This window comes from Rhizorhapis sp. SPR117 (assembly GCF_021742065.1).
The window spans coordinates 18397-40315 of sequence record NZ_JAKKIE010000004.1 but is presented as its reverse complement, the minus strand read 5'-3'; the positions used below and the strand labels follow the sequence as shown (position 1 = coordinate 40315).

The window sequence follows — 21919 nt, the reverse complement described above, 5'->3', positions numbered from 1 at the left end:
ACGCTTAAAGGTCAATCAAAAGCCGCGTCGGGTCTTCAATTGCATTCTTGAGCGCCACAAGGAACGTCACTGCCTCGCGTCCATCGATAATCCGGTGGTCATAGGAAAGCGCCAGATACATCATCGGCCGCGCCACGATCTGCCCGTCACGGACGACCGGACGCTCTTCAATGCGGTGCAGGCCCAGAACCGCGCTCTGCGGCGGATTGATGATCGGTGTGGACATCAGCGAGCCGAAGACGCCGCCGTTTGATATCGTGAAAGTACCGCCCTTCATTTCTTCCATGGTGAGCGTGCCATCCTTGGCCCGCTTGCCAAAATCACCGATGGTGCGCTCTACGTCGGCAACACTCATGGTCTGCGCATCGCGGATGACCGGGACGACCAGACCATTGGGCGCGCTGACCGCGACCGATACATCGGCATAGTCGTGATAGACGATCTCATCGCCCTCGATAAAGGCGTTGACTGACGGCACATCTTTCAGCGCCATACAGGCAGCCTTCACGAAAAAGCCCATGAAGCCCAACCGCACGCCATGTTTCTTTTCGAACAAGTCCTTGTACTTGGCGCGCGCCTCCATAACAGCGGTCATATCGACATCGTTGAAAGTTGTGAGCAGAGCGGCATTTTCCTGTGCGCTTTTCAATCGCTTGGCGATGGTCTGGCGCAGGCGTGTCATACGCACACGTTCTTCATTGCGACCCGAAGCGGCAGGCGCCGAGACCGCAGCGGCAGGTGCATCGGCCGGGGCACTGCCAGCTTGAACGGCGCCCATGACGTCGTCCTTTGTCAATCGGCCATCCTTGCCCGTGCCCTTGATAGCGGTGGGGTCCAGGCCATGCTCCAGCACGAGTCGACGTACGGCGGGCGACAGGGTCAGTGCGGCGGATGCGCTTTCTTCATGCGTTGGCGTTGGCGTTGGCGTTGGCGTTGGCGTCGGTGCTGCTGCGGGAGCGGAAGGCGCAGGCGCTTCCTTCTTCGCCGGGGCACCGCTGCCTGCTTCGACATAGCCGATAATTGTGCCAACCTGCACCGTATCACCCTCTGCCACCAACAGATCGCCCATCACGCCGGCGACCGGGGATGGCACATCAATGGCCACCTTGTCGGTTTCAAGGCTCGCTACCGGCTCGTCGGCGGCAACCGCTTCGCCGGGCTTTTTCAGCCATTGACCAACGGTCGCTTCGGTAATGGACTCGCCGAGGACTGGCACTTTGATTTCGGTGGCCATGGTCTTGGATTAACCCTTCTGCTGGCGTTTGATTTCTTCACGGACGCTGTGGCCCAACGCATCGGCAACCAATGCGCCCTGTTCGGCAATGTGGCGCTTGGCGAGACCGGTGGCGGGGGATGCCGATGCCTTGCGACCGGCATAACGGGCACGGATTGGGCCGACACCTGCCTCCACAAGGCAATGTTCGATATAGGAGTCAACAAAGAACCAGGCACCGTTATTTTTCGGTTCTTCCTGCGCCCAGACGACTTCCTCCAGATTGACCATGCGCTTGAGGCGCACGATCAACGGTTCGGCTGGAAAAGGATAGAGTTGCTCGATGCGGACGATCTGTGTGTTCTTGTCGCCTGCCGCATCGCGCGCCTCGATCAGGTCATAGGCGACCTTGCCAGTACAAAGCACCAGCCGCTTGGTATCCTCATCCTTCGGCGCATTGATGTCCGACAGGATACGCATGAAGTGCTTGTCGCCAATGAAGTCTTCCGCCTTCGACACCGCCATCTTGTGCCGGAGCAGCGACTTGGGCGTCATGATGATCAGGGGCTTGCGGAAGGACCGCAGCATCTGGCGGCGCAGGATGTGAAAATAATTGGCGGGGGTGGTGCAGTTGGCGACCTGTATATTGCCCTCCGCGCAGAGTTGCAGAAAACGCTCCAGACGCGCGGAACTATGTTCCGGCCCCTGCCCCTCATACCCATGCGGCAACAGCAGGACCAGGCCGTTGGCGCGCAGCCACTTGGACTCGGATGAGGCGATATACTGATCGATGACGATCTGCGCGCCATTGGCAAAATCACCGAACTGCGCTTCCCACAGGACCAGCGTTTTGGGATCGGCCATGGCATAGCCATATTCAAAACCCAGCACGCCATATTCCGAAAGCGGACTGTCGAGCACTTCGAATTTGCCATGCGGCACAGTCGTCAACGGAATATATTTGGCTTCGGTGTCCTGATCGACCCAGACGCTGTGGCGCTGACTGAACGTGCCACGACCGGAATCCTGACCGGACAGACGGACATTATAGCCTTCGGAGATGAGGCTGCCGAACGCCAGCGCTTCGCCCGTTGCCCAATCGAAGCCCTCGCCGCTGCTGAACATCGCGGCTTTCTGTTCCAATATGCGGCGCAGCGTCTTATGGACGTTCACGTCCGCGGGGACCTTGGTCAGCGTGCGGCCAAGGCTGTCGAGCAACTTCTTTTCAATGGCTGTTTCAACGTTCTGTCGCGCGGTTTCTATGTCGGCCGGCTGGTGCAGACCCGACCAGCGGCCGGCAAACCAATCCGCTTTGTTGGGCTTGTAGCTTTTTGCAGCTTCGAATTCTTCCTCCAGATGCTGGGTGAATTCATGGGTGGCAGCTGCGGCAAAACCTTCATCGATCACGCCTTCCTGCTCCAACCGCGTCGCATAAACGGCACTGACCGGCGGATGCTGGCGGATTTCCTTGTACATCAGCGGTTGGGTGAAGCTTGGCTCATCGCCTTCATTGTGACCAAAGCGGCGATAGCACCACATGTCGATCACGATGTCGCGATGAAAGGTCTGACGGAATTCGATCGCCATCTTACAGGCGAAGGTCACGGCTTCGGGATCATCGCCGTTCACATGGAAAATCGGTGCCTGCACGCCCTTTGCCACGTCGCTGGGATAGGGTGAGGAGCGGGCGAATTGCGGCGAGGTGGTGAAACCCACCTGATTATTGACGATGAAGTGGATGCAGCCGCCGGTATTATATCCGCGGATGCCGGAAAAGCCGAGGCATTCCCAGACAATCCCCTGCCCCGCAAAAGCCGCATCGCCATGGATAAGGACCGGCAGCACTTCCTTGTGCTGAGAAAGGTCATCGCGGATCACCTGCTGCGCACGAACCTTGCCCAACACGATCGGATCGACTGTTTCCAGATGCGAAGGGTTGGGGACCAGCGACATATGGACGTTGATGCCATCGAATTCCCGGTCAGTAGAGGTGCCGAGATGATATTTCACGTCGCCCGAACCGCCGACATCTTCCGGGTTCGCCGTGCCCCCAGAAAATTCGTGGAATATGACGCGAAAGCCCTTCGCCATCACATTGGCGAGGACGTTCAAACGACCGCGATGCGCCATGCCATACACAATTTCGCGCACGCCGAACTGGCTGCCATATTTGATGACGCTTTCCAGCGCAGGGATCATCGATTCGCCACCATCGAGACCAAAGCGCTTGGTTCCGACATATTTTTTGCCGAGAAATTTCTCATATTGTTCGGCGTGGATCACCTTGGACAGAATGGCCTTCTTGCCCTCCGGCGTGAATTCGATGGCCTTGTCGCGGCCTTCCATCCGCTCTTGCAGAAAGCGGCGTTCCTCCACGTCGGAGATATGCATGTATTCCAGGCCGACATTGCTGCAATAATTGGCGCGCAATATGTCCACCAGTTCGCGCACGGTCGCCGTTTCAAGGCCCAACGTCCCGCCGAGATAGATCGGCTTGTCAAGGGCGGCGCCGGTGAAACCATGATATTCCGGGGTTAAGTCGGCAGGAAGTTCACGCTTCAAAATGCCCAGCGGATCAAGATTCGCCGCCAAATGCCCACGCACACGATAGGTGCGGATCAATATCATCGCCCGAATGCTGTCACCAGCGGCAGATTCGATATCGGCGGCGGAGATGCCCGCCTTACCCGGCTTTCCAGCAGGCGGCGTCGCCGTGGAAGACATCTGCGTCGGGTCAAGTGCGGCAGTCAAACTATCGGTTGCTGCAACCGGCCAGTTTTTCCGCTGCCAGCTCGGTCCGGCAACACTACCCTCCAGCCCGCCAAACCAACGCTGCCATTCCGGGGCGACACTGTTTGGGTTAGCGGTGAACTGCCGATAGAGTGATTCGACGAAAGAGGGACTAACTCCCTCGATGTCATCGAAATCCTGACCCTCGAAACCCATGCATTTTGTCCTTAGTAGACTGCTGTGCCGAAACAGAACGGTTCGGGAAGTCTAATCCTTAGCTTGCAGATATTCCCTTGGCTCGGCCATCGCACTTTGGACCTGTGAGAGAAGTCGAGAACCGGGGCGCGGCCATAGTTCTCGACAGACCCGAACCAAAGGAAAGGATTTAAGCCGGAACACCCTTCAGCAACTCAGCAAGCGTGGTGCCAAGTTCGGAAGGACTTGGGCTGACACGAATGCCTGCGGCTTCCATGGCAGCGATCTTGTCATCCGCACCGCCCTGGCCGCCCGATACAATCGCACCTGCATGGCCCATGCGGCGACCCGGAGGCGCCGTGCGACCCGCGATGAAGCCGACCATCGGCTTCTTGCGTCCCCGCCTGGCTTCGTCGGCAATGAACTGCGCTGCTTCTTCCTCGGCGCTACCGCCGATTTCACCGATCATGATGATCGATTCGGTCGCATCGTCGGCCATGAACAATTCCAGCACATCGATGAAGTTGGTGCCGTTGACGGGATCGCCGCCAATGCCGACCGCCGTCGTCTGGCCCAGGCCAACCGCCGTCGTCTGGTGCACCGCCTCATATGTCAGCGTACCCGAACGCGACACGACACCAACGCTGCCCTTCAGGAAGATGCTGCCCGGCATGATGCCGATCTTGCATTCATTGGGGGTCAGGACGCCGGGGCAGTTCGGACCGATCAGACGTGACTTGCTGCCAGTCAGCGCTCGCTTCACGCGCACCATGTCCAGCACAGGAATACCTTCGGTAATGCACACGATCAGCGGTATTTCCGCGTCGATCGCTTCCAGGATCGAATCGGCCGCAAAGGGAGGCGGAACATAGATGACGCTTGCATCCGCGCCGGTGGCCTGCTTGGCCTCCAGCACCGTGTCAAAGTTCGGCAGGCCGATATGGGTCGTGCCGCCCTTGCCCGGCGTCACACCGCCGACCATCTGCGTACCATAGGCCAGCGCCTGCTCGGTATGAAATGTTCCGGTCGCGCCGGTCATGCCCTGCGTAATGACCTTGGTGTTCTTGTTTACGAGAATTGACATCTATGTTCGTCCTTTCAGTACCCCGGCGAAGACCGGGGTCCAGCTATACCAGCGATAAATACAAATCGTCCCAGTTTGGATTCATTGCTTCAACCACACGAATTTTCCAGGGACCCCGGCCTTCGCCGGGGCACTATCAATCAGGCAAGCGAGTTATCGATACCCTTGCAGGCAACCAGCAATTCCTTCACCGCGTCGATCGACACGCCCAGATTCGCCTTGGCCTCGTCGCCCAGCTTGATTTCGATGATCTTCTCCACGCCGCCTGCGCCGATCACCACCGGCACACCAACATACAAACCATCGACGCCATACTGGCCGTCCACGTAGGCGGCACAAGGCAGAACACGCTTCTTGTCCTTCAGATAAGCCTCAGCCATCGCGATGCCGCTGGTCGCGGGCGCATAGAAGGCAGAGCCCGTCTTGAGCAGGCCGACGATCTCACCGCCGCCCGAACGGGTGCGCTGGACGATCGCATCAATGCGCTCCTGCGTTGAAAAGCCCATTTCGATGAGGTCGGGAATGGGGATGCCGGAAACGGTCGAATATTCGATGACCGGAACCATCGTATCGCCATGACCGCCGAGCACGAACGAGGTGACGTCCTTGACCGAAACCTTGAACTCGTCGGCAAGAAAGTGGCTGAAACGCGCACTATCGAGCACGCCCGCCATGCCGACGACCATATGGTGCGGCAGGCCGGAAAATTCACGCAACGCCCACACCATCGCGTCGAGCGGATTGGTGATGCAGATGACGAATGCGTTGGGGGCATTGTTCTTGATGCCCTCACCCACGGCCTTCATGACCTTCAGGTTGATGCCGAGCAAGTCGTCGCGGCTCATCCCCGGCTTGCGGGCAACGCCTGCGGTGACGATGATGACGTCGGCACCCGCAATGTCGGCATAATCGTTGGAACCCGTGATCTTCGAGTCGAAGCCTTCAACCGGGCCGCACTGCGACAGGTCCAGCGCCTTGCCCTGAGGCACGCCCTCAACGACGTCGAACAGGACAACATCGCCCAGTTCCTTCGCTGCGGCGAGATGCGCCAGCGTTCCACCGATATTGCCCGCGCCAATGAGCGCGATCTTCTTACGGGCCATAAACTCAACCTCCCAAGCGGGCCGGCCGAAGGACCGGCAAAAAAGCCCCGCCCGCTTAGGCGTAAATCAGGTAGAGCACAACAGCGGAAAAGCGTGATTTACCGATTATCTTTGCAACTCATTCGCAAGTGCAATAGATGAAGGCTCACACGGCCTCCACACCGGTAGTATCATCAAAATGTTCGTCATTCCCGCGCAGGCGGGAATCCATCTCCCGCCACCTCACACCCGCATCGGCATCAACACATAGAGCGCGATGCTCTTGTCATTTTCCCGTAATAGCGTTGGCGCAGCCGCGTCGGCCAGATGCAGCTCAATCGTATCGCCCTGCATCTGTTGCAATATGTCGAGCAAGTAACGGGCATTGAAGCCAATTTCGAAGCTGTCGGCATTATAGTCGCCCGGCACCTCTTCCGCCGCCGTGCCGTTTTCAGGGCTGGTGACGGACAGGGTAATCTTGTCGCGGTCGAGTGCCATTTTGACCGCGCGGGTTTTTTCGGTCGCGATGGTGGCGACGCGATCGACGCCTTCTTCAAAGCTGCGCGGATCGATCTTGAGCAGCTTGTCATTGCCGGTCGGAATGACGCGGCTGTAATCGGGGAAGGTTCCGTCGATCAGCTTGCTGGTCAGGATCGCGTTGCCCAGGCCGAAACGAATCTTGGTCGCGCTCAAATCCACCAGCACGCCGCCATCGACCTCATCGAGCAGCTTGCGCAATTCGGCAATGCATTTGCGCGGTATGATGATGTCGGGCATCCCCTCTGCGCCGTCAGGTCGCGGCACGGTGACGCGGGCAAGGCGGTGCCCATCAGTCGCTGCGGCCTTCAGCACCGGCTGCGCCTCGTCCGACACATGGAAGAAAATGCCGTTCAGATAATAGCGGGTTTCCTCGGTCGAGATCGCAAAACGAGTCTTGTCGATGATCTGGATCAGCGTCGCTGCCGGCAATTCAAAGCTGACCGGCAGATCGCCCTCTGCAATTACCGGGAAATCGTCGCGCGGCAGAGTCTGCAGACTGAAGCGCGCGCGCCCTGCATTGATCTGCATCTTGCCTTCGGCGGCATTCAGGGAAACCTGGCTTCCTTCCGGCATCTTGCGCACAATGTCGAACAATGTGTGCGCTGATACTGTGGTCGAACCCGGCGTATCGACGGCGGCCTGCACCGTATCGACGATCTGCAAGTCAAGGTCGGTCGCCATCAGCTTGATCGCGCCATCCGATGTCGCTTCGATCAACACATTGGACAGAATGGGAATGGTGTTCCGCCGTTCCACCACCGATTGCACGTGGCTCAAGCTTTTGAGCAGCGTTGCGCGTTCGATTGTCGCCTTCATTCCCTGTTCCCGCTTCTGATCTGACCCGGCCGCCGACATGGACGGCCAGTATGGTGAAAGGATTCTCTTCCTTCATTACCAGCTATGATGAACGGGGCAAGCGTGCACGACATGCTTTTGCGCACAGATGCTTGCAAAGCCGTAATAATTGCGCTTGGTGACAGGCACATGAAATGCGCGGTTCTTTTTCTTGCTTTGGCACTTGCCGTGTCCGTACCGGCCCATGCGCGGGAATCGCTGGGTGTCTATGAACGCTGGGGCGCTTTCCATGATGCCGAAATACCACGCTGTTATGCCATTTCCCAACCTGTGAACGGCAATCGCAAGGGTCGCTGGCATCCCTTTGCCGCCATTGGCTTCTGGCCGGAAAAGGGCGTGCGCGGGCAAGTGCATTTCCGTATCAGCCGCGAAAAGGCCCCGGATTCGCAAATCACATTAAGCATCGGCGTCAGACGCTTTACCCTCATCGCCGGAGGCGCCGATGCCTGGGCGCCGGACAAAAGGACCGATGCCGCCATCATCGCCGCCATTCGGTCGGGCAACAGCATGAGCGTTCAGACAGTTTCCAAAAGCGGCGCTCCCTTCGCCGATGTCTATGCCCTGCGCGGCGCGGCCAGCGCCATCGACGCGGCGGCTTTGGGATGCGCAAAACTAGGAGGAATATATGATCGCTGAGATTAGTGCCGGTTTGAGCAGCTTAAAGGCTGCGAAGGACATTGTGCAGGGTTTGAACGCTCTCAAGACCGAAACGTCCATTAACGAGACAAAGATACAACTTCAGAGTCTTATTCTCGATGCCCAACAAGGATTGTTTTCCGCACAACAAGAGCAAGTGACGGTAGCCAAACGCATAGAAGAACTTGAGCAAGAAATCCTGCGTTTGAAAGATTGGACAGCAGAAAAGCAGCGCTACGAGGCCGCCGACACTGGTAAAGGATCACTCGCTTATAAGCTTAAGCACGGGATGGAAAATGGCGAGCCATCGCACTGGCTTTGCCCCACATGCTTTCACAATGGTAAGAAGTCCTATTTGCAACCTGAGACGCTTGCAGTAGGACGAACAGAGATACTTCGCTGCCATCCGTGTAAGACCGAAATCATCGTGCGGGGGCTTCGTCAAACTTCGCATCGTTAAACTTCAACAGGGGCAATTCCTATTTTTGCACCCGCTGGCGTTTATCCCCGATTCCCACTATAGGCGCGCCATGCAGATTCCCGGACATATCGATCCCGTGCCCGTGCCGCGCGCTGTCACCCCGCGCGAGGATGGTCGTATTGATCTTCTCGGCCTCAACAAGGCACAGATCCGCGACTGCCTTGCCGAAGCGGGACTGGACGCCAAACAGGCCAAGCTCCGTTCCAAGCAGTTGTTCCACTGGCTCTATCATCGCGGCGAAACCGATTTCCTGGTGATGACCGATCTGGCCAAACCGATGCGCCTCTGGATGGCCGAACGCTTCGTCGTCGGCCGTCCTCAGGTCGTGGAGGCGCAGGTTTCGACGGACGGCACACGCAAATGGTTGCTGCGATCGGATGATGGGCAGGACTATGAAATGGTCTTCATTCCCGACGCCGACCGGGGCACGCTATGTGTGTCCAGCCAGGTCGGCTGCACCCTCAACTGCCGTTTCTGCCACACTGGCACGATGCGCCTAGTCCGCAACCTGACGCCGGGTGAAATCGTGGGTCAGGTGATGCTGGCCCGCGACGCGCTGGGCGAATGGCCAAAGGGAAATATGGCCGCATCCAATGATGAAGAGGAAGACGAGGACGCCCCGCAATATCAGGCGGACGGGCGGATGCTCACCAACATCGTCATGATGGGCATGGGCGAACCGCTCTATAATTTCGAGCATGTCCGCGACGCATTGAAAATCGTCATGGACGGGGATGGCCTGTCGCTTTCCCGTCGCCGGATCACCCTTTCCACCAGCGGCGTCGTGCCGATGATGGCGCGCGCAGCAGACGAAATCGGCGTCAATCTGGCGGTCTCGCTCCATGCGGTGACAAAGGAAATCCGCGACGAAATCGTCCCGATCAATCGCAAATACGGCATTGAGGAACTATTGCAGGCCTGCGCCGACTATCCGCGTGCCAGCAACGCCCGCCGCATCACGTTCGAATATGTCATGTTGAAGGACAAGAATGACAGCGACGCCGATGCGCGCGAACTGGTCCGCCTGATCAAACATTACAAGCTGCCGGCCAAGGTGAACCTGATCCCCTTCAACCCCTGGCCCGGCGCGCTCTATGAATGTTCAAGCCCGGAACGAATCAGGGCATTCAGTAATCTGATCTTCAAGGCGGGCATTTCCGCTCCCATCCGCACGCCGCGCGGCCGCGACATCATGGCCGCCTGCGGGCAGTTGAAATCGGCAAGCGAGAAGAAAAGCCGCGCCGAGCTTGACCGGCTGGCGGAGGAAAAACAGGCAGCGCTGGGATAATGCGGCCTTAACTTTTGACAGCGCTACGTGAAAAGATAACAAGAGCGGGCAAGGAGGCCGCGTGTTGTCTGATCCGCATGTGACAAGTCGAGCCGGATTGGTAAAACGCCACCGCTTATCCACGCGGTTGTGGCATTGGGCGAACTTCATCTGCGTGACCGTGCTGCTGATGAGCGGCCTTGGCATCTTCAATGCTCATCCGCGCCTCTATTGGGGACAATATGGGGCGAATTTCGATCATGCATGGCTGGTGCTGGATCGTTTTCCCGAATGGGCGACTATTCCATGTCATTACAGCCTTGCCATGTCCCGGCGCTGGCATCTGGCCTTTGCGCTGATTTTTGCCTTTACGCTGCTTGCCTTCCTGCTCTGGAGCCTCATCAACCGCCATATCCAGCGCGATCTGACGCTGAACAGGGACGAAGTGCGGCCAGGCCATGTCTGGCAGGACATCAAGGATCACGCCCGGCTGCGCTTTCCGACAGGCCAGGCGGCGCTACGCTATAATGTCCTGCAAAAACTCAGCTATATCGGTGTCATCTTTGTCCTGATCCCGACGATGATCCTGACTGGGCTGACGATGTCACCCGGAATGAATGCCGCCTGGCCGTGGCTGCTCGACCTGTTCGGCGGGCGCCAGTCGGCGCGGTCCATTCATTTCATCGCCGCGGCTCTATTACTCGGATTTTTTGCCGTGCACATCGTGATGGTGCTGCTCGCCGGTCCCTATAACGAAATCCGTTCAATGATTACTGGCCGCTATCGCCTGCCGCCCGAACGAAAAGGACCAGACGCATGAGCGGTCCCATTTCCCGTCGCCAATTGGTGTCCGGCCTTGCCATCGGCGCGGGCGGTCTGCTGACCGGATGCGATCGGCTGGCAAAGAACGAAGCTTTTCGGAATGCCTTGTTTTCGGCCGAAAACATGCACCGATGGACCCAGCGCGCACTGACGGACCGGCAAGCGCTGGCGCGGGAATTTTCGCCTGAGGATATGTCCCCTTATTTCCGATCCAACGGCACCCGTAATCCCGGCACGCGGGAATATGCCGCACTGGCACAAGACAAATTCGCTCACTATCGGCTGCAAATCACGGGCCTTGTCGGTCGTCCGCTCTCCCTCTCGCTTGCGCAAATCCGCCAAATGCCCCTGCGCAGTCAAATCACCCGCCATGACTGCGTTGAAGGATGGAGCGCGATCGGCAAATGGACCGGAGTGCCCTTGAAATTGCTACTCACCGCCGCCCGCATGAAGGACAGGGCGCGCTACCTGATTTTTCACTGCGCCGATTTCATGGGGCGCACGCCTTATTATGAAAGCATCGATCTGATCGATGCCTTCCATCCCCAGACGATCATGGCATTTGCGCTGAATGATAAACGGTTGGACATAGCGCACGGCGCACCGATCCGGCTTCGTGTCGAACGCCAGCTTGGCTATAAACATGCCAAATATGTCATGGGAATCGAAGCGGTCGAAAGCCTGTCCGGCATCGGTCTGGGCAAGGGCGGCTATTGGGAGGACAGGGCCGGATATGAATGGTATGCAGGTATTTGAACGACCATTGTACATGGAGATAGTGCGCGCCCATGAGCCTGTTTGACGTTTTCCTTCGCCGCGTCATCCTCAATGGCAGATTGACCGTCGTCGACCACAAAGGAAAGTCACAAAGCTTCGGCACCCCCGCGCCGGATTATCCCGATATCACCATTCGCATGAACGACAGCGGTGCCGCTGGTGCAATCGTGCGCAACCCGGCTCTGGGTGCCGGAGAAGGCTATATGAATGGCCGGTTCTCAGTCGATGGCGACGACATCATGGGTCTGGTCGAACTGGTGCAAGCCAATACCCGCTGGGAAAGCGGCCGCGCGATGGAGCGGCCGAACATCATCAAGAAAGGCGCCCGCGCCCTGATCGGCAAGCTCGACCGCATCAACCAGCGCGCCCGCGCCAAGGCCAATGTCGCGCATCATTATGACTTGAGCGGCCGGCTTTATGAGCTTTTTCTGGACAAGGACCAGCAATATAGCTGCGCCTATTTCACTGATCCGACCAACAGCCTGGAGCAAGCGCAAGAGGACAAGGAAGCCCATATTGCAGCCAAACTGGCGCTGAAACCGGGACAGCGCGTGCTAGACATCGGTTGCGGCTGGGGCGGCATGGCACTGTATCTGCATGAAAAATGCGGGGTCGACGTGCTGGGCATCACCTTGTCTGAAGAACAGTTGAAGGTGGCGCGGCAACGCGCCGAGACGGCAGGCGTTGCCGATCACGTCAAATTTGAACTTGTTGATTATCGGGATGTCTCCGGTCGTTTCGATCGGATCGTTTCGGTCGGCATGTTCGAACATGTAGGTGCATGGCATTACAGCGAGTTTTTCCGCCATTGTCACAATCTGCTGGCCGAAGACGGGGTGATGCTGCTGCACACCATTGGCCGATTGAACGAACCCGGCGTGACCGACGCCTGGACTCGCAAATATATTTTCCCCGGCGGCTATTGCCCCTCACTCCGCGAAATCGCGGCAGCGAGCGAACCCAACAAGCTGATGGTGTCGGATGTAGAGGTGCTGCGCCTGCATTATGCGATGACGCTGCGGCAATGGTATGCCCGTGTCGAAGCGAACAGGGAAGAGATCGTCAAGCTGTATGACGAACGTTTCTACCGGATGTGGAAATTCTATCTGGCCGGTTCTGCTACTGCGTTCGAACATGGCAACATGGTCAATTTCCAGATCCAGTATCTGCGCGATCGCCGCGCCCTGCCTGTCACCCGCGACTATATGTCATCCGCAGAAATCGGATTGCGCGCCAAAACCGCATTATAATAGCGCGCATCGTCCGTCACCTCCCGCCCGACCCATGGCGGCAGCGGTACATCATGGGCGGCATCATTCAGTTCAACCTCCGCCAGTACAAGCCCCTCATGAACACCATGAAATGCGTCGATTTCCCAAACAAGGCCATCACGCGGGATCACCATGCGCGTTTTTTCTATCAGGCTCCCCCTGCGCAGCGCCAACATCGCCTGCGCATCAGCCAACGGAATTGCATATTCATATTCATCCCGGACCAATCCCGGCGCACCAGCCTTGACCGTCAATGCCGCCCTTGCGCCATCGATGATCCGCACCCTGATCTGCACGCTTTCTTCAATGGCCAGATAAACCTGGACAATATCAATCCGCGTCCCCGTTTCACCTTGCCATTCATTTCCGGTGACCAGATATTTGCGCTCTATTTCCTGTGTCATGGCAGTTTTATCCTTCTTCGCGCCACAACGTCCAATAGGCGCTCCACCGCGAGGCAAGCGCCTTTGGTCGTTCCGCAAACAGCAAGGCGCCTTGCCGGAATATCGTCTTCGCCATGTCCCGCTCACGTTTGGCAATCAGCTTCATGACGTGACGGATCGCATCCCGATCGCCATAATGGCCGGGCTGTTTCTGCAATGCCTGCCGCAGCACCGCCAGATCATGATGATCGCCCAAACGCTCTCCCAGAACATTTGCAGCCTCGATATGTGCCTCCATCGGACCGGGCCATATGTCGCGTAACAGCCGGGCGTGATACCAGTGATATTTCACCTGCTTGCGCCATTCATGCATGGTATCGGCAGAAGGCTCCTTGCGCGCCGCCGCCATTGCCTTGCGCCCGCGTTTCAGCGTGAAACGGAATCCTGCGGCAAAGGCGTCAAAATCTTTGCCCTGAATGCACCAATCCTGCACCCGATTGCGCGCCTTGTCACAGGCCTGCCGGACCTGATCGAGTTTTTCCGGCAGATTTTCATTCCTGGCAAGGGCTTTCTTGTCCTGCATGAACTGCAACCGGATCGCTGCAGAAACCGCACGATCCGTCTCCTTGTGGCAATGCGCGCTGACAAGGTCGCATGTCTCAATCAACACATCATGATCACGCACGCCGGCAAGCATTCTACCCATGTCACGAAAAGCGGCATTTTCGACGGCATAGTCCGCAAAGCCGGGTCGGACCAGACCAACCAGCGCGCGCACTTTCTTGCATCGTTTGCGTACATCGTGAACCATATCTTCCGGGCTGAGCAGGCCGCTGTCGATTTCTGCGATGGCAGCATTGATCTGATTCAAGGCGACACGCCGGACCGCCGCCCCGGCGCTGATGTCGTCAATCTTGAAACGATAGGACCGATCAGTCCTCTTGCTCTTCATCCCCGCGCCCTCTCGCAAGCAAGCGACGTTATAGCACACCCGACGCTATTGGGAATCGCGGAACCTGGCCGAGCGCCGCCGGATCAATGTCTTTGCTACCAATATCTACAAGCGTGGCTTGTCGCTCGATTTCATCCGGCTTCATCGGGGCTATGCCTGGGCGGCCATATTGAACCGGGCGGGATAGGGCTGCGTCGGCGCACCGATGCATCCTTCCTTGCCTTCAGCCTTCCCCCGCTCAACAAACGGGCCGCGGACGGCATATACGCGCCCAGAACCCGGCCCAACCCAATAGCGGCCGCGACGACAAGCAGCGGCTGAAGTAACAGGAAAGGCGGATAAAGCGGTGATCCGAGCGGGCCAGTCAACGTCCCGATCAATGGCCCGCCCAACCACATCATGATCAGGTGTGCACAGAACACAAGAAATACATAGGGTTCAATCCGCAACAACAGGTCGCTCACAGACCGTCCCGCCAGAAACCATGAAAGCCGCCAGAAAAACAGGGCGGCTGCAAACCGCAGCACCAGATCAAGCGAAGCCATCATCAAGGGATGGGCTGTCCCAAGCGGCACAGCCAGAGCGGAAAGCCAGATTTTCACGGCCGCCACCGCCCCGAAGGCAAGCGCCGCCAGGACAAGCGGAACAGCAATGACTCGCGTTTCCAGCCGTGCTTGCCGGGTCAGAATGCCACCAATAAAAAAGAGCAGGATCGCCGGGCGCAAAAGGACCGGGACGTTCACCCCGGAAATAGACCAGAGCGCCACCCCCGCCGCGATCAGCACCAGCCAGCGACCCGGTAACCGCACCAATAGCGGCGCCATCGCCATGCATATGAACAAGTCGCGCAGAAAGGCCATCTGCACATTGGTTTCATTGGGCGAGATCAGACAAAAAAGCTGATCGATGGCGATCCACAGCGATCCCGGCACCGGCGCCAGCAGAAAACCGAGATACGCGCCTCCCGATATGATCAGCATCGCCAGTGCATTCCATGCCAGCATCGGCAACAGGATCGTGCGCGCCTTGCCTGCGATGAAGCGGTTATAGGATCGGGACGAGGCGGAACTCATGACCAACCAGCCCGAAATCATGCCAAGCAATGGCACTGCGCTTCGACCCAGCAGTTCGGTGAGTACCCACCGCAGGGTCCCCTGCGCCGTTCCGTTGGCCGCATCGAGCTGATCTCCGCCAAGGCCTGTCCATGCATGCGCATAGATGACCCCGACGATGCACAGAACCCGTGCAACTGCTATCGCCGCCGAAAGACGGGCAGGCGATGAACTGTCCAGATGGGGCGCTCGAACGTCGGTAACCTTCAACAAAATCCGGCTACGCTCATTCCATGAAGCGGCAATAGCGCATCCTCTTCCTTAATGTTCAACATCGTACAAAGCAGATAGAGACAGCCTCCCATGTTCACCATCGGCGGCTTAACCGGGCAGCACGTTATTTGCACCGCCCGTCCCTTGGGTAACCTCATTCTGCGGCGTCCGACCCTTGAACCCCTGCGCGATCACATACCATTCGCTGCTGCCCTTGCGGCTGGCTGGCGGCTTTGCGTGTTTGACCGTGCTGAAATGTTTTTTCAGAACAACGAGCAGTTCCTGGTCGGTGCCCCCGGCAAAAACCTTGGATACAAACGCTCCGCCCTTTTGCAGATTTTCGATTGCGAACTGAATCGCAGCCTCGACCAGCGCCATAGTACGCAAATGATCGGTCTGTGCATGGCCCACCGTATTGGACGCCATGTCGGACAGGACCAGATCAGGCTGGGCTCCCAGTGCCTCGCACAGCACTTGCGGCGCCTTGTCGTCCATGAAATCCATCTGGAACAATGTGACCTCGGCTATGGGGTCGGTCGGCAACAGGTCGATGCCGACAACTTGCGCCTTCGGGCTCAATTTCTTCACGACCTGCGCCCATCCACCCGGTGCGACGCCAAGGTCGACGACATGCCGCGCCTGCCGGATCAACTTGTATTTCTCGTCAAGTTCGATGAGCTTGTAAGCCGCACGGCTGCGATAGCCTTCGGCTTTTGCCTTTTTTACGTAAGGATCGTTCAGTTGCCGTGCCAGCCAGCGGGTGGATTGCGCCGTCCGTCCCTTCGCCGTTTTCACGCGCACACGACCAGCGCCGCCGCCCCTAGCCATGATACTGTGTCCTTGTCATGCGGCGCGCCCGTCGCGTTCCATCAGCGCACGCAAAATGCCCTCGCGAATACCCCGGTCGGCAACCCCCAACCGCTCGGCGGGCCAGATGTCCAGAATGCATTCCAATATGGCGCACCCCGCCACCACCAGATCGGCGCGTTCCTGCCCGATACAGGGCAATTCCTGCCGCTCATCTATCGACATGGCGGACAGGCGCATGGCAATATCCCGCATGGAAGCGGATGGCACAATCAACCCGTCAATGGCCTGCCGGTCATAGCGCGGCAACTCCAGATGCAGGCTGGCCAGCGTCGTAACGGTTCCACTGGTGCCAAGCAGACGCACGCCGTCGCGGCGTTTGGGCAACCGTTCGGCAAAGGTCTGAAATGCATCGGTCACACGTGCACGCATCCGCGCATAGGCCGCAATCCGCGCCTCTGGATCAGCAGAATCGAACGCCTCGCTTTCCGTCAGCGACACCACGCCCCATGGGGCGCTTTGCCAATCGACAATGCGCGGCGCAGGCCCTTCGGTGTCGACCAGCACCAGTTCGGTCGATCCCCCGCCAATATCGAAAATCAGCGCCGGACCATCACCCGGCTCCAGCAGGATATGGCATCCCAGTACAGCAAGGCGTGCCTCTTCCTCAGCCGAAATGATGTCGAGGGCAATGCCTGTTTCCTTGTAAACCCGCTCGATAAAGGCCGCGCCGTTGCTTGCGCGACGGCATGCCTCTGTTGCAACAGATCGAGCGAGCGTGACATGGCGGCGGCGCAGTTTGTCCGAACAGACCGACAGCGCCGCAATCGCCCGGTCAATGGCCGCATCGCTCAATTGCCCGCTTGTCGCCAGCCCTTCGCCCAGACGCACGATGCGCGAAAAAGCATCGACAACAACGAAACCGTCGGCAGAAGGTTTTGCGATCAGAAGGCGGCAATTGTTGGTGCCCAGGTCGATGGCCGCATAGGCTTTGCGAGGGGGCCAACGCCCTGCCGAATGGGGCAATTGTGCCGCCATGGCCCGGCCCCCTTCCCCATTGGCGCCGGAACTTCGCGGCGATGGCGAACCATAATATGCCATGGCCGTAACTCACTTATGCTTTCCGGATCGGAAATACCGCCGGTACTTGAAGCCAAGTTAAGCGGAAGCCGTCCCGACTGCAAGTTGCAGCGCGAAAAAGGTGAATGACAAATAAAGAAACAGGACCGTTCGCCCAAAGCAAACGGCCCTGTATATCCTGTATATATAGCGCTAGGAGCCGCGATCAGCCCTTTGCGCCGGTCATGATCTCGATGGATGGCTTGTTGACGGCGTCGATCGACCCATCGGCCAGCATTTTCTTGCCCATCGCCAGGACTTCATCCATCACGGCCTTGTCGGTGTTTGTCTGGCTAAGTCCGATAAGTGCGGACAGCAACAGGTTCTTGTTGACCGGATCGGCCGGCGCCGCCGCCACGGACTTGCGGGCAAGCGCCGTCGCTTCTGTATAATAGGTGCCCGCTGCCGCCTTGTCCTGCGTGCTCAGCGCCTGGTTGCCCAGTTGGACCAGCATGCCTGCCAATATATTACGGCTGGTGGCATCGGTCGGATTGACATCGACAATACCCCGCCACAAGGGAACCGCTTCCTTGTACAGGCTGATGAAGGCGTCGAAATTCTGAACGCTCGCTTGCGCCGCTGCCGTCGCATAAAGCGCATTTGCGAGGAACTTGGTATAATCCGCATTATTTGGCTGTATTTTCACGGCCGTGCGGATCGCAGGCAGCGCACCTTCATATTTGGCAATCGCGCCCGCATTATTGCCGGCCTGCTGCAATTGTTGCGCGGCGGTGAAATCAGCGACAGCCTGATTGAAGGCCGCGATTTGCTCTGGCGACATTTCGGCGGCGGTGGCCGTTTCGGCCGGTGCCGAGGCAGGCTCAGCAGGCGCCGGAGCAGACTGGGCAGGTGCCGGAACGGGCTCGGCAGGCGCTGGGACAGTCTGGGCCAGAGCAGGCACCGCCATAGCTGAAACGCCAATGCACAGCACGGCAGCGAAAACAGGTCTCGTCACTTTTGGTCTCTCCATCATTAATGGGCGCGGTCGCCAGAAAGGCGCTGGCCACTCACAAAATAGCTCAAAAAAGCAGGCGCGACGGGGCCGCTACCTGCCGACAAGTCTACAGAAGTTGACGCAATCGTCAAATTCCGCGCGCTTTTGCCCGAGAATTTGCGTCGCAAGCGCATCCTGACCCCACATTTCGGCCTGCCATGTTTCGTCAAGCTGGCAAGCGTCCCATATCATTGAGGACTCAAAAGCACCTTCAATCAAAGCCAAAGATGCCACGAGTGATCCCGTGAGTGAAACAAGAGGCGACAAACCGGCCAGAATGAACGGCGAATGGCTCGATACCGCCGCGTGCAGGCGTGCCAGCGTCGCTTGCGGCTGCGGCACATGCATGATCCCGGCAACGACGTTGAAGGTAATGTCATAGCGTCTGCCCGCCCATGCAAGCAGCGGGTCCCAGCTCGCCGCCTGCCGCGCCACCAGGGCGTCCGGTCCGTTGGCGCGGTAACACAGCAGATCAGTTTCGCCATAAGCGGCAATGCCAGTTGCAAATGATGCCGGGTCGGGCGCGGCCAGATCAATCGCGGCATTGGCAAGACCAGTCAGGCGCATGGCCGCCGGATCGATCTCCTCGCCCTGCTCGGCCCATTCCCGCGCAATATGTTCCGCCAGTTCCAGCGTTGGCACCACAAGCAGCGCACGGCCCGGCGTCCGTATCGGCCGGCCATCCAGTCTGACTCCATGGCCGCCCTCGTCGGCGACAATGCTTGCTTCCTTGTAAAAACGCTTCATGGACCAGGTGGTGTCCGCCAGGCGCGGGCCAAAAGGCGCGGTACAATAATCGTCTGGAACATGCCCACGGTCGCAATGATCGCGCCCATGATTTTCGCCTTGTCCCCCGATACGAAGTCGAATTTCTGCAACATGATCAGAAATCCGAACATCAGGATGAAAACACCGCTCAAACGGAATAGGCCGATAGCGAAAAAGCGCTGTCTGGCGGCGGCTTCCCGTGCTTTTTGTTCGTCAGTCATGGCCGCCTATATGGCGATAGAGTTGATCTGCGTCTACCGCCACGCTCTGCGCGCCCGCCGCGATCAGATCCTGTGGCGGATGATAGCCCCAGCCGACGCCCAACGCCCTTGCATCGACAGCGACCGCCATTTCCATGTCGAAACTGGTATCTCCGATCATCGCCGTTGTTTCGGGGACCGCACCCGCATCCGCCATGGCCTGTTCGATCATCGACGGATGCGGTTTGGACGGGTGCCGGTCGGCCGTCTGCAACGTCACGAACCGTTCGATCAAACCATGATGGGTAAGGCACAGGTTAAGGCCGCGATCCGACTTGCCTGTCGCCACGCCCAGCATCCAGCCAGCCGAATCCAGCCGCTCGATCAGTTCCGCAATCCCGGCAAACAGTGGTTCATGCACCATGCCCTGTCCGCGCATCGCGTGAAAGACCAGCTTGTATTGCTCGGCAATGTGCAGGTGGAAGTCCGCTTCCGCTTCAGGCAGCAGCACCGCCATCGCTTCGGGCAGGCTTAGCCCGACAACCGCCACGGTCTGATGCCGTGCCGGTGGCGCCAGCTTCACCGCCTCGAATGCCCGGTCCATGGCCGTACAGATGTTGTGCTGGCTGTCCACCAGCGTCCCGTCGCAATCGAACAGCGCCAGACGGTTGCTCACTTCGCCCCCCGTGTGCGCCGTTCCCCCCGCCGTTCCTTGCGCACCTGCTTGGCGTGCTGCTTGGCGAATTGCTTCAAATCCTCACGCGTGGGTTCGGGCTTGCCATCATCCAGCGGCAGATCGCCCAACATCATGTCAAAGCCCAGATCGGCAAGGCTTTCGGCAAAATGGGTGGGCAGTTCCGCCGTCACGTCGATTTTCCCGCCATCAGGATGATCGATACGGATGCGGCGCGCGTGCAGGTGCATCTTGCGGCTGATGGTGCCGCTCAGAAACGCTTCCTTGCCGCCATATTTGCCGTCACCCACAATCGGATGCCCGATCGCCGCCATATGCACGCGAAGCTGGTGCGTGCGCCCGGTAAAGGGTTGCAGTTCGACCCAGGCGGCGCGATTTCCAGCGCGTTCGATGACACGGTAGCGGGTGCGCGATGGCAGGCCCTCTGCCTCATCCACGTGCATCTTTTCGCCGCCGGTGCCGGGTTGCTTGGCAATGGCCAGTTCAATCATGCCATCGTTGATGGACGGCACGCCCATGACCAGCGCCCAATAGACCTTGCGGGCCGTGCGGCTGGAAAAACTCTTCGCCATGGCCGCAGCCGCGCGGGTCGTTCGCGCCAGAACCAGCGCGCCCGATGTATCCTTGTCCAGTCGGTGCACCAGTTTGGGGCGGCTTTCCCCATCGAAAATCAGCGCATCGAGCAGGCCATCGAGATGTTCGGATGTCTTTGTGCCGCCCTGCGTGGCAAGTCCGGGCGGCTTATTGACCACTATCACCTGCGCATCGCGATGGATGACCATGTCCTGCGCATAGGCGATCTGATCTTCGCTTAGGTCGACCACCCGTATTTTCTTGACCGGCGCGGCGGCCTTCGCTTCTTCGGGCGGCACGCGGATGGTCTGTCCTTCCAGAAGCCGGTCACCGGGGGTTGCGCGCGCGCCATCGATGCGAAGTTGCCCGGTCCGCGCCCAGCGCGACACGATGTTAAACGCGATGTCGGGCAGATGCCGTTTGAACCAGCGATCAAGGCGGATACCATCGTCGTCGGCCTGCACCTGAAATTGCCGGACATCCTGAACCACGCCGGTCTTGATGGTGCTGACTGTCTTTTCAATCTTCTTTACAGAAACCTTGGGTGCCGGCTTGGCAGTCGTCTTGCGCGCAGCGGCGGCCTTGGGCGCACTTCTCGCCCACCCCGCCTTTTTCGGCGCACTTTTGGAGCCGGATTTAGCCCCGGATTTCGCGTAGGACTTTGAACCGGATTTGGCGTCAAATTTTGGTGGTCCGGATTTGCCCGTGCCCTTGCCTCCCGGTTTTTTACCGCCCTTGGGTCCCGGCCCGCGTGTTACCTTCATGCTATGCTCCTGACCGCCCACAGGCCAACGGCGAGCATGCCGACGGCACCTGCTACCGATGCCATTATATATGTAACCCCTGCGGCCAATTGCCCGCGTTGCAACATCAGTACGACCTCCAGACTGAAGGACGAAAAGGTCGTGAAACCGCCCAGCACGCCGACGCTGATCAACAGCCGGATCTGTTCGCCGCCATCAATGAAGCGCGCCAATATCCCGACCAGCAGGCCCATGAGAAGTCCGCCCAGCATATTGGCCGCCAGCGTACCCCACGGATAGCCTGGACCCATCATATGGGTCATCAGCCGGCCAAGCTGGTAGCGACAGGCCGCGCCCACCGCGCCGCCCGCCATGACAAGAAGGGTATTCTGCATGGGTTAGCCCCTA

22 protein-coding genes are annotated in these 21919 nt (G+C 58.7%); 6 read left to right on the top strand and 16 right to left on the bottom strand.

Annotated features, from left to right (window positions below):
- Positions 1-4: 4 nt before the first annotated feature.
- The 5 genes from odhB to dnaN form a co-directional block, all read right to left on the bottom strand.
- Positions 5-1234: a 2-oxoglutarate dehydrogenase complex dihydrolipoyllysine-residue succinyltransferase gene (odhB, locus tag L3X40_RS02740; RefSeq protein WP_237364252.1), complete on the bottom strand. Its 1230-nt coding sequence runs from the start codon at positions 1232-1234 to the stop codon at positions 5-7.
- A 9-nt stretch (positions 1235-1243) separates the two neighbouring features.
- Complete coding sequence (locus L3X40_RS02735; protein WP_237364251.1) at positions 1244-4159, bottom strand: 2-oxoglutarate dehydrogenase E1 component; 2916 nt, start codon at positions 4157-4159, stop codon at positions 1244-1246.
- A gap of 169 nt (positions 4160-4328) precedes the next feature.
- A complete protein-coding gene (gene sucD / locus L3X40_RS02730) occupies positions 4329-5222 on the bottom strand; it encodes a succinate--CoA ligase subunit alpha (RefSeq protein ID WP_237364250.1) in 894 nt (297 codons plus the stop codon).
- Positions 5223-5362: 140 nt separating this feature from the next.
- Positions 5363-6325, bottom strand: a complete 963-nt coding sequence (mdh, locus tag L3X40_RS02725; RefSeq protein WP_237364249.1) for a malate dehydrogenase — start codon at positions 6323-6325, stop codon at positions 5363-5365.
- Between the two features lie 222 nt (positions 6326-6547).
- The gene (gene dnaN / locus L3X40_RS02720) at positions 6548-7660 is read right to left on the bottom strand and encodes a DNA polymerase III subunit beta (RefSeq protein ID WP_237364248.1); all 1113 of its coding nucleotides are present in this window, start codon (positions 7658-7660) and stop codon (positions 6548-6550) included.
- A gap of 168 nt (positions 7661-7828) precedes the next feature.
- On the opposite strand from dnaN, the gene L3X40_RS02715 reads away from it, so the two are divergent.
- The 6 genes from L3X40_RS02715 (at position 7829) to L3X40_RS02690 (ending at position 12932) form a co-directional block, all read left to right on the top strand.
- Positions 7829-8335, top strand: coding sequence for a hypothetical protein (locus L3X40_RS02715; protein WP_237364247.1), 507 nt, complete (start codon positions 7829-7831; stop codon positions 8333-8335).
- Positions 8325-8795, top strand: a complete 471-nt coding sequence (locus tag L3X40_RS02710; RefSeq protein ID WP_237364246.1) for a hypothetical protein — start codon at positions 8325-8327, stop codon at positions 8793-8795. The genes L3X40_RS02715 and L3X40_RS02710 overlap by 11 nt, the downstream gene beginning before the upstream one ends.
- A gap of 70 nt (positions 8796-8865) precedes the next feature.
- A complete protein-coding gene (rlmN, locus tag L3X40_RS02705) occupies positions 8866-10104 on the top strand; it encodes a 23S rRNA (adenine(2503)-C(2))-methyltransferase RlmN (RefSeq protein WP_237364245.1) in 1239 nt (412 codons plus the stop codon).
- A 64-nt stretch (positions 10105-10168) separates the two neighbouring features.
- Complete coding sequence (locus tag L3X40_RS02700) at positions 10169-10903, top strand: cytochrome b/b6 domain-containing protein (RefSeq protein WP_237364244.1); 735 nt, start codon at positions 10169-10171, stop codon at positions 10901-10903.
- Entirely contained in the window at positions 10900-11661 is a 762-nt protein-coding gene (locus tag L3X40_RS02695; RefSeq protein WP_237364243.1) for a molybdopterin-dependent oxidoreductase, read from the top strand. The genes L3X40_RS02700 and L3X40_RS02695 overlap by 4 nt, the downstream gene beginning before the upstream one ends.
- Before the next feature lie 32 nt (positions 11662-11693).
- Entirely contained in the window at positions 11694-12932 is a 1239-nt protein-coding gene (locus L3X40_RS02690) for a class I SAM-dependent methyltransferase (protein WP_237364242.1), read from the top strand.
- Here L3X40_RS02690 and L3X40_RS02685 read toward each other — a convergent pair.
- From L3X40_RS02685 to crcB, 11 genes are all read right to left on the bottom strand, one after another.
- Positions 12884-13357, bottom strand: a complete 474-nt coding sequence (locus tag L3X40_RS02685; protein WP_237364241.1) for a CYTH domain-containing protein — start codon at positions 13355-13357, stop codon at positions 12884-12886. The genes L3X40_RS02690 and L3X40_RS02685 overlap by 49 nt on opposite strands.
- Positions 13358-13364: 7 nt before the next feature.
- Positions 13365-14288, bottom strand: coding sequence for a CHAD domain-containing protein (locus L3X40_RS02680; protein ID WP_237364240.1), 924 nt, complete (start codon positions 14286-14288; stop codon positions 13365-13367).
- A 131-nt stretch (positions 14289-14419) separates the two neighbouring features.
- Positions 14420-15610: an acyltransferase family protein gene (locus tag L3X40_RS02675; RefSeq protein ID WP_237364239.1), complete on the bottom strand. Its 1191-nt coding sequence runs from the start codon at positions 15608-15610 to the stop codon at positions 14420-14422.
- 111 nt (positions 15611-15721) lie between these two features.
- A complete protein-coding gene (locus L3X40_RS02670) occupies positions 15722-16441 on the bottom strand; it encodes an RlmE family RNA methyltransferase (RefSeq protein WP_237364238.1) in 720 nt (239 codons plus the stop codon).
- 15 nt (positions 16442-16456) lie between these two features.
- Positions 16457-17521 carry a Ppx/GppA phosphatase family protein gene (locus L3X40_RS02665; RefSeq protein WP_237364237.1) on the bottom strand — a complete coding sequence of 355 codons (1065 nt, stop codon included), beginning with the start codon at positions 17519-17521 and terminating at the stop codon, positions 16457-16459.
- A gap of 184 nt (positions 17522-17705) precedes the next feature.
- A complete protein-coding gene (locus L3X40_RS02660) occupies positions 17706-18494 on the bottom strand; it encodes a hypothetical protein (RefSeq protein WP_237364236.1) in 789 nt (262 codons plus the stop codon).
- A 90-nt stretch (positions 18495-18584) separates the two neighbouring features.
- Positions 18585-19280, bottom strand: coding sequence for an ATP12 family chaperone protein (locus L3X40_RS02655; protein ID WP_237364235.1), 696 nt, complete (start codon positions 19278-19280; stop codon positions 18585-18587).
- Positions 19277-19522, bottom strand: a complete 246-nt coding sequence (locus tag L3X40_RS02650) for a hypothetical protein (RefSeq protein WP_237364234.1) — start codon at positions 19520-19522, stop codon at positions 19277-19279. The genes L3X40_RS02655 and L3X40_RS02650 overlap by 4 nt, the downstream gene beginning before the upstream one ends.
- Complete coding sequence (locus tag L3X40_RS02645) at positions 19515-20177, bottom strand: HAD-IA family hydrolase (RefSeq protein ID WP_237364233.1); 663 nt, start codon at positions 20175-20177, stop codon at positions 19515-19517. Before L3X40_RS02645 ends, L3X40_RS02650 begins: the two co-directional genes overlap by 8 nt.
- Complete coding sequence (locus L3X40_RS02640) at positions 20174-21532, bottom strand: RluA family pseudouridine synthase (RefSeq protein ID WP_237364232.1); 1359 nt, start codon at positions 21530-21532, stop codon at positions 20174-20176. Before L3X40_RS02640 ends, L3X40_RS02645 begins: the two co-directional genes overlap by 4 nt.
- Positions 21529-21906: a fluoride efflux transporter CrcB gene (gene crcB, locus L3X40_RS02635; RefSeq protein WP_237364231.1), complete on the bottom strand. Its 378-nt coding sequence runs from the start codon at positions 21904-21906 to the stop codon at positions 21529-21531. The genes L3X40_RS02640 and crcB overlap by 4 nt, the downstream gene beginning before the upstream one ends.
- Positions 21907-21919 lie beyond the last annotated feature (13 nt).

Bases quoted from the DNA above. Each gene is read 5' to 3' on its own strand.
- L3X40_RS02640 (WP_237364232.1), bottom strand. From the start codon at position 21,532: ATGAAGGTAACACGCGGGCCGGGACCCAAGGGCGGTAAAAAACCGGGA.
- L3X40_RS02665 (WP_237364237.1), bottom strand. From the start codon at position 17,521: ATGGCATATTATGGTTCGCCATCGCCGCGAAGTTCCGGCGCCAATGGG.
- L3X40_RS02680 (WP_237364240.1), bottom strand. From the start codon at position 14,288: ATGAAGAGCAAGAGGACTGATCGGTCCTATCGTTTCAAGATTGACGAC.
- L3X40_RS02735 (WP_237364251.1), bottom strand. From the start codon at position 4,159: ATGGGTTTCGAGGGTCAGGATTTCGATGACATCGAGGGAGTTAGTCCC.
- L3X40_RS02690 (WP_237364242.1), top strand. From the start codon at position 11,694: ATGAGCCTGTTTGACGTTTTCCTTCGCCGCGTCATCCTCAATGGCAGA.
- L3X40_RS02685 (WP_237364241.1), bottom strand. From the start codon at position 13,357: ATGACACAGGAAATAGAGCGCAAATATCTGGTCACCGGAAATGAATGG.
- L3X40_RS02695 (WP_237364243.1), top strand. From the start codon at position 10,900: ATGAGCGGTCCCATTTCCCGTCGCCAATTGGTGTCCGGCCTTGCCATC.
- L3X40_RS02670 (WP_237364238.1), bottom strand. From the start codon at position 16,441: ATGGCTAGGGGCGGCGGCGCTGGTCGTGTGCGCGTGAAAACGGCGAAG.
- odhB (WP_237364252.1), bottom strand. From the start codon at position 1,234: ATGGCCACCGAAATCAAAGTGCCAGTCCTCGGCGAGTCCATTACCGAA.
- crcB (WP_237364231.1), bottom strand. From the start codon at position 21,906: ATGCAGAATACCCTTCTTGTCATGGCGGGCGGCGCGGTGGGCGCGGCC.
- sucD (WP_237364250.1), bottom strand. From the start codon at position 5,222: ATGTCAATTCTCGTAAACAAGAACACCAAGGTCATTACGCAGGGCATG.
- L3X40_RS02715 (WP_237364247.1), top strand. From the start codon at position 7,829: ATGAAATGCGCGGTTCTTTTTCTTGCTTTGGCACTTGCCGTGTCCGTA.
- L3X40_RS02650 (WP_237364234.1), bottom strand. From the start codon at position 19,522: ATGACTGACGAACAAAAAGCACGGGAAGCCGCCGCCAGACAGCGCTTT.
- L3X40_RS02710 (WP_237364246.1), top strand. From the start codon at position 8,325: ATGATCGCTGAGATTAGTGCCGGTTTGAGCAGCTTAAAGGCTGCGAAG.
- L3X40_RS02655 (WP_237364235.1), bottom strand. From the start codon at position 19,280: ATGAAGCGTTTTTACAAGGAAGCAAGCATTGTCGCCGACGAGGGCGGC.
- rlmN (WP_237364245.1), top strand. From the start codon at position 8,866: ATGCAGATTCCCGGACATATCGATCCCGTGCCCGTGCCGCGCGCTGTC.
- mdh (WP_237364249.1), bottom strand. From the start codon at position 6,325: ATGGCCCGTAAGAAGATCGCGCTCATTGGCGCGGGCAATATCGGTGGA.
- dnaN (WP_237364248.1), bottom strand. From the start codon at position 7,660: ATGAAGGCGACAATCGAACGCGCAACGCTGCTCAAAAGCTTGAGCCAC.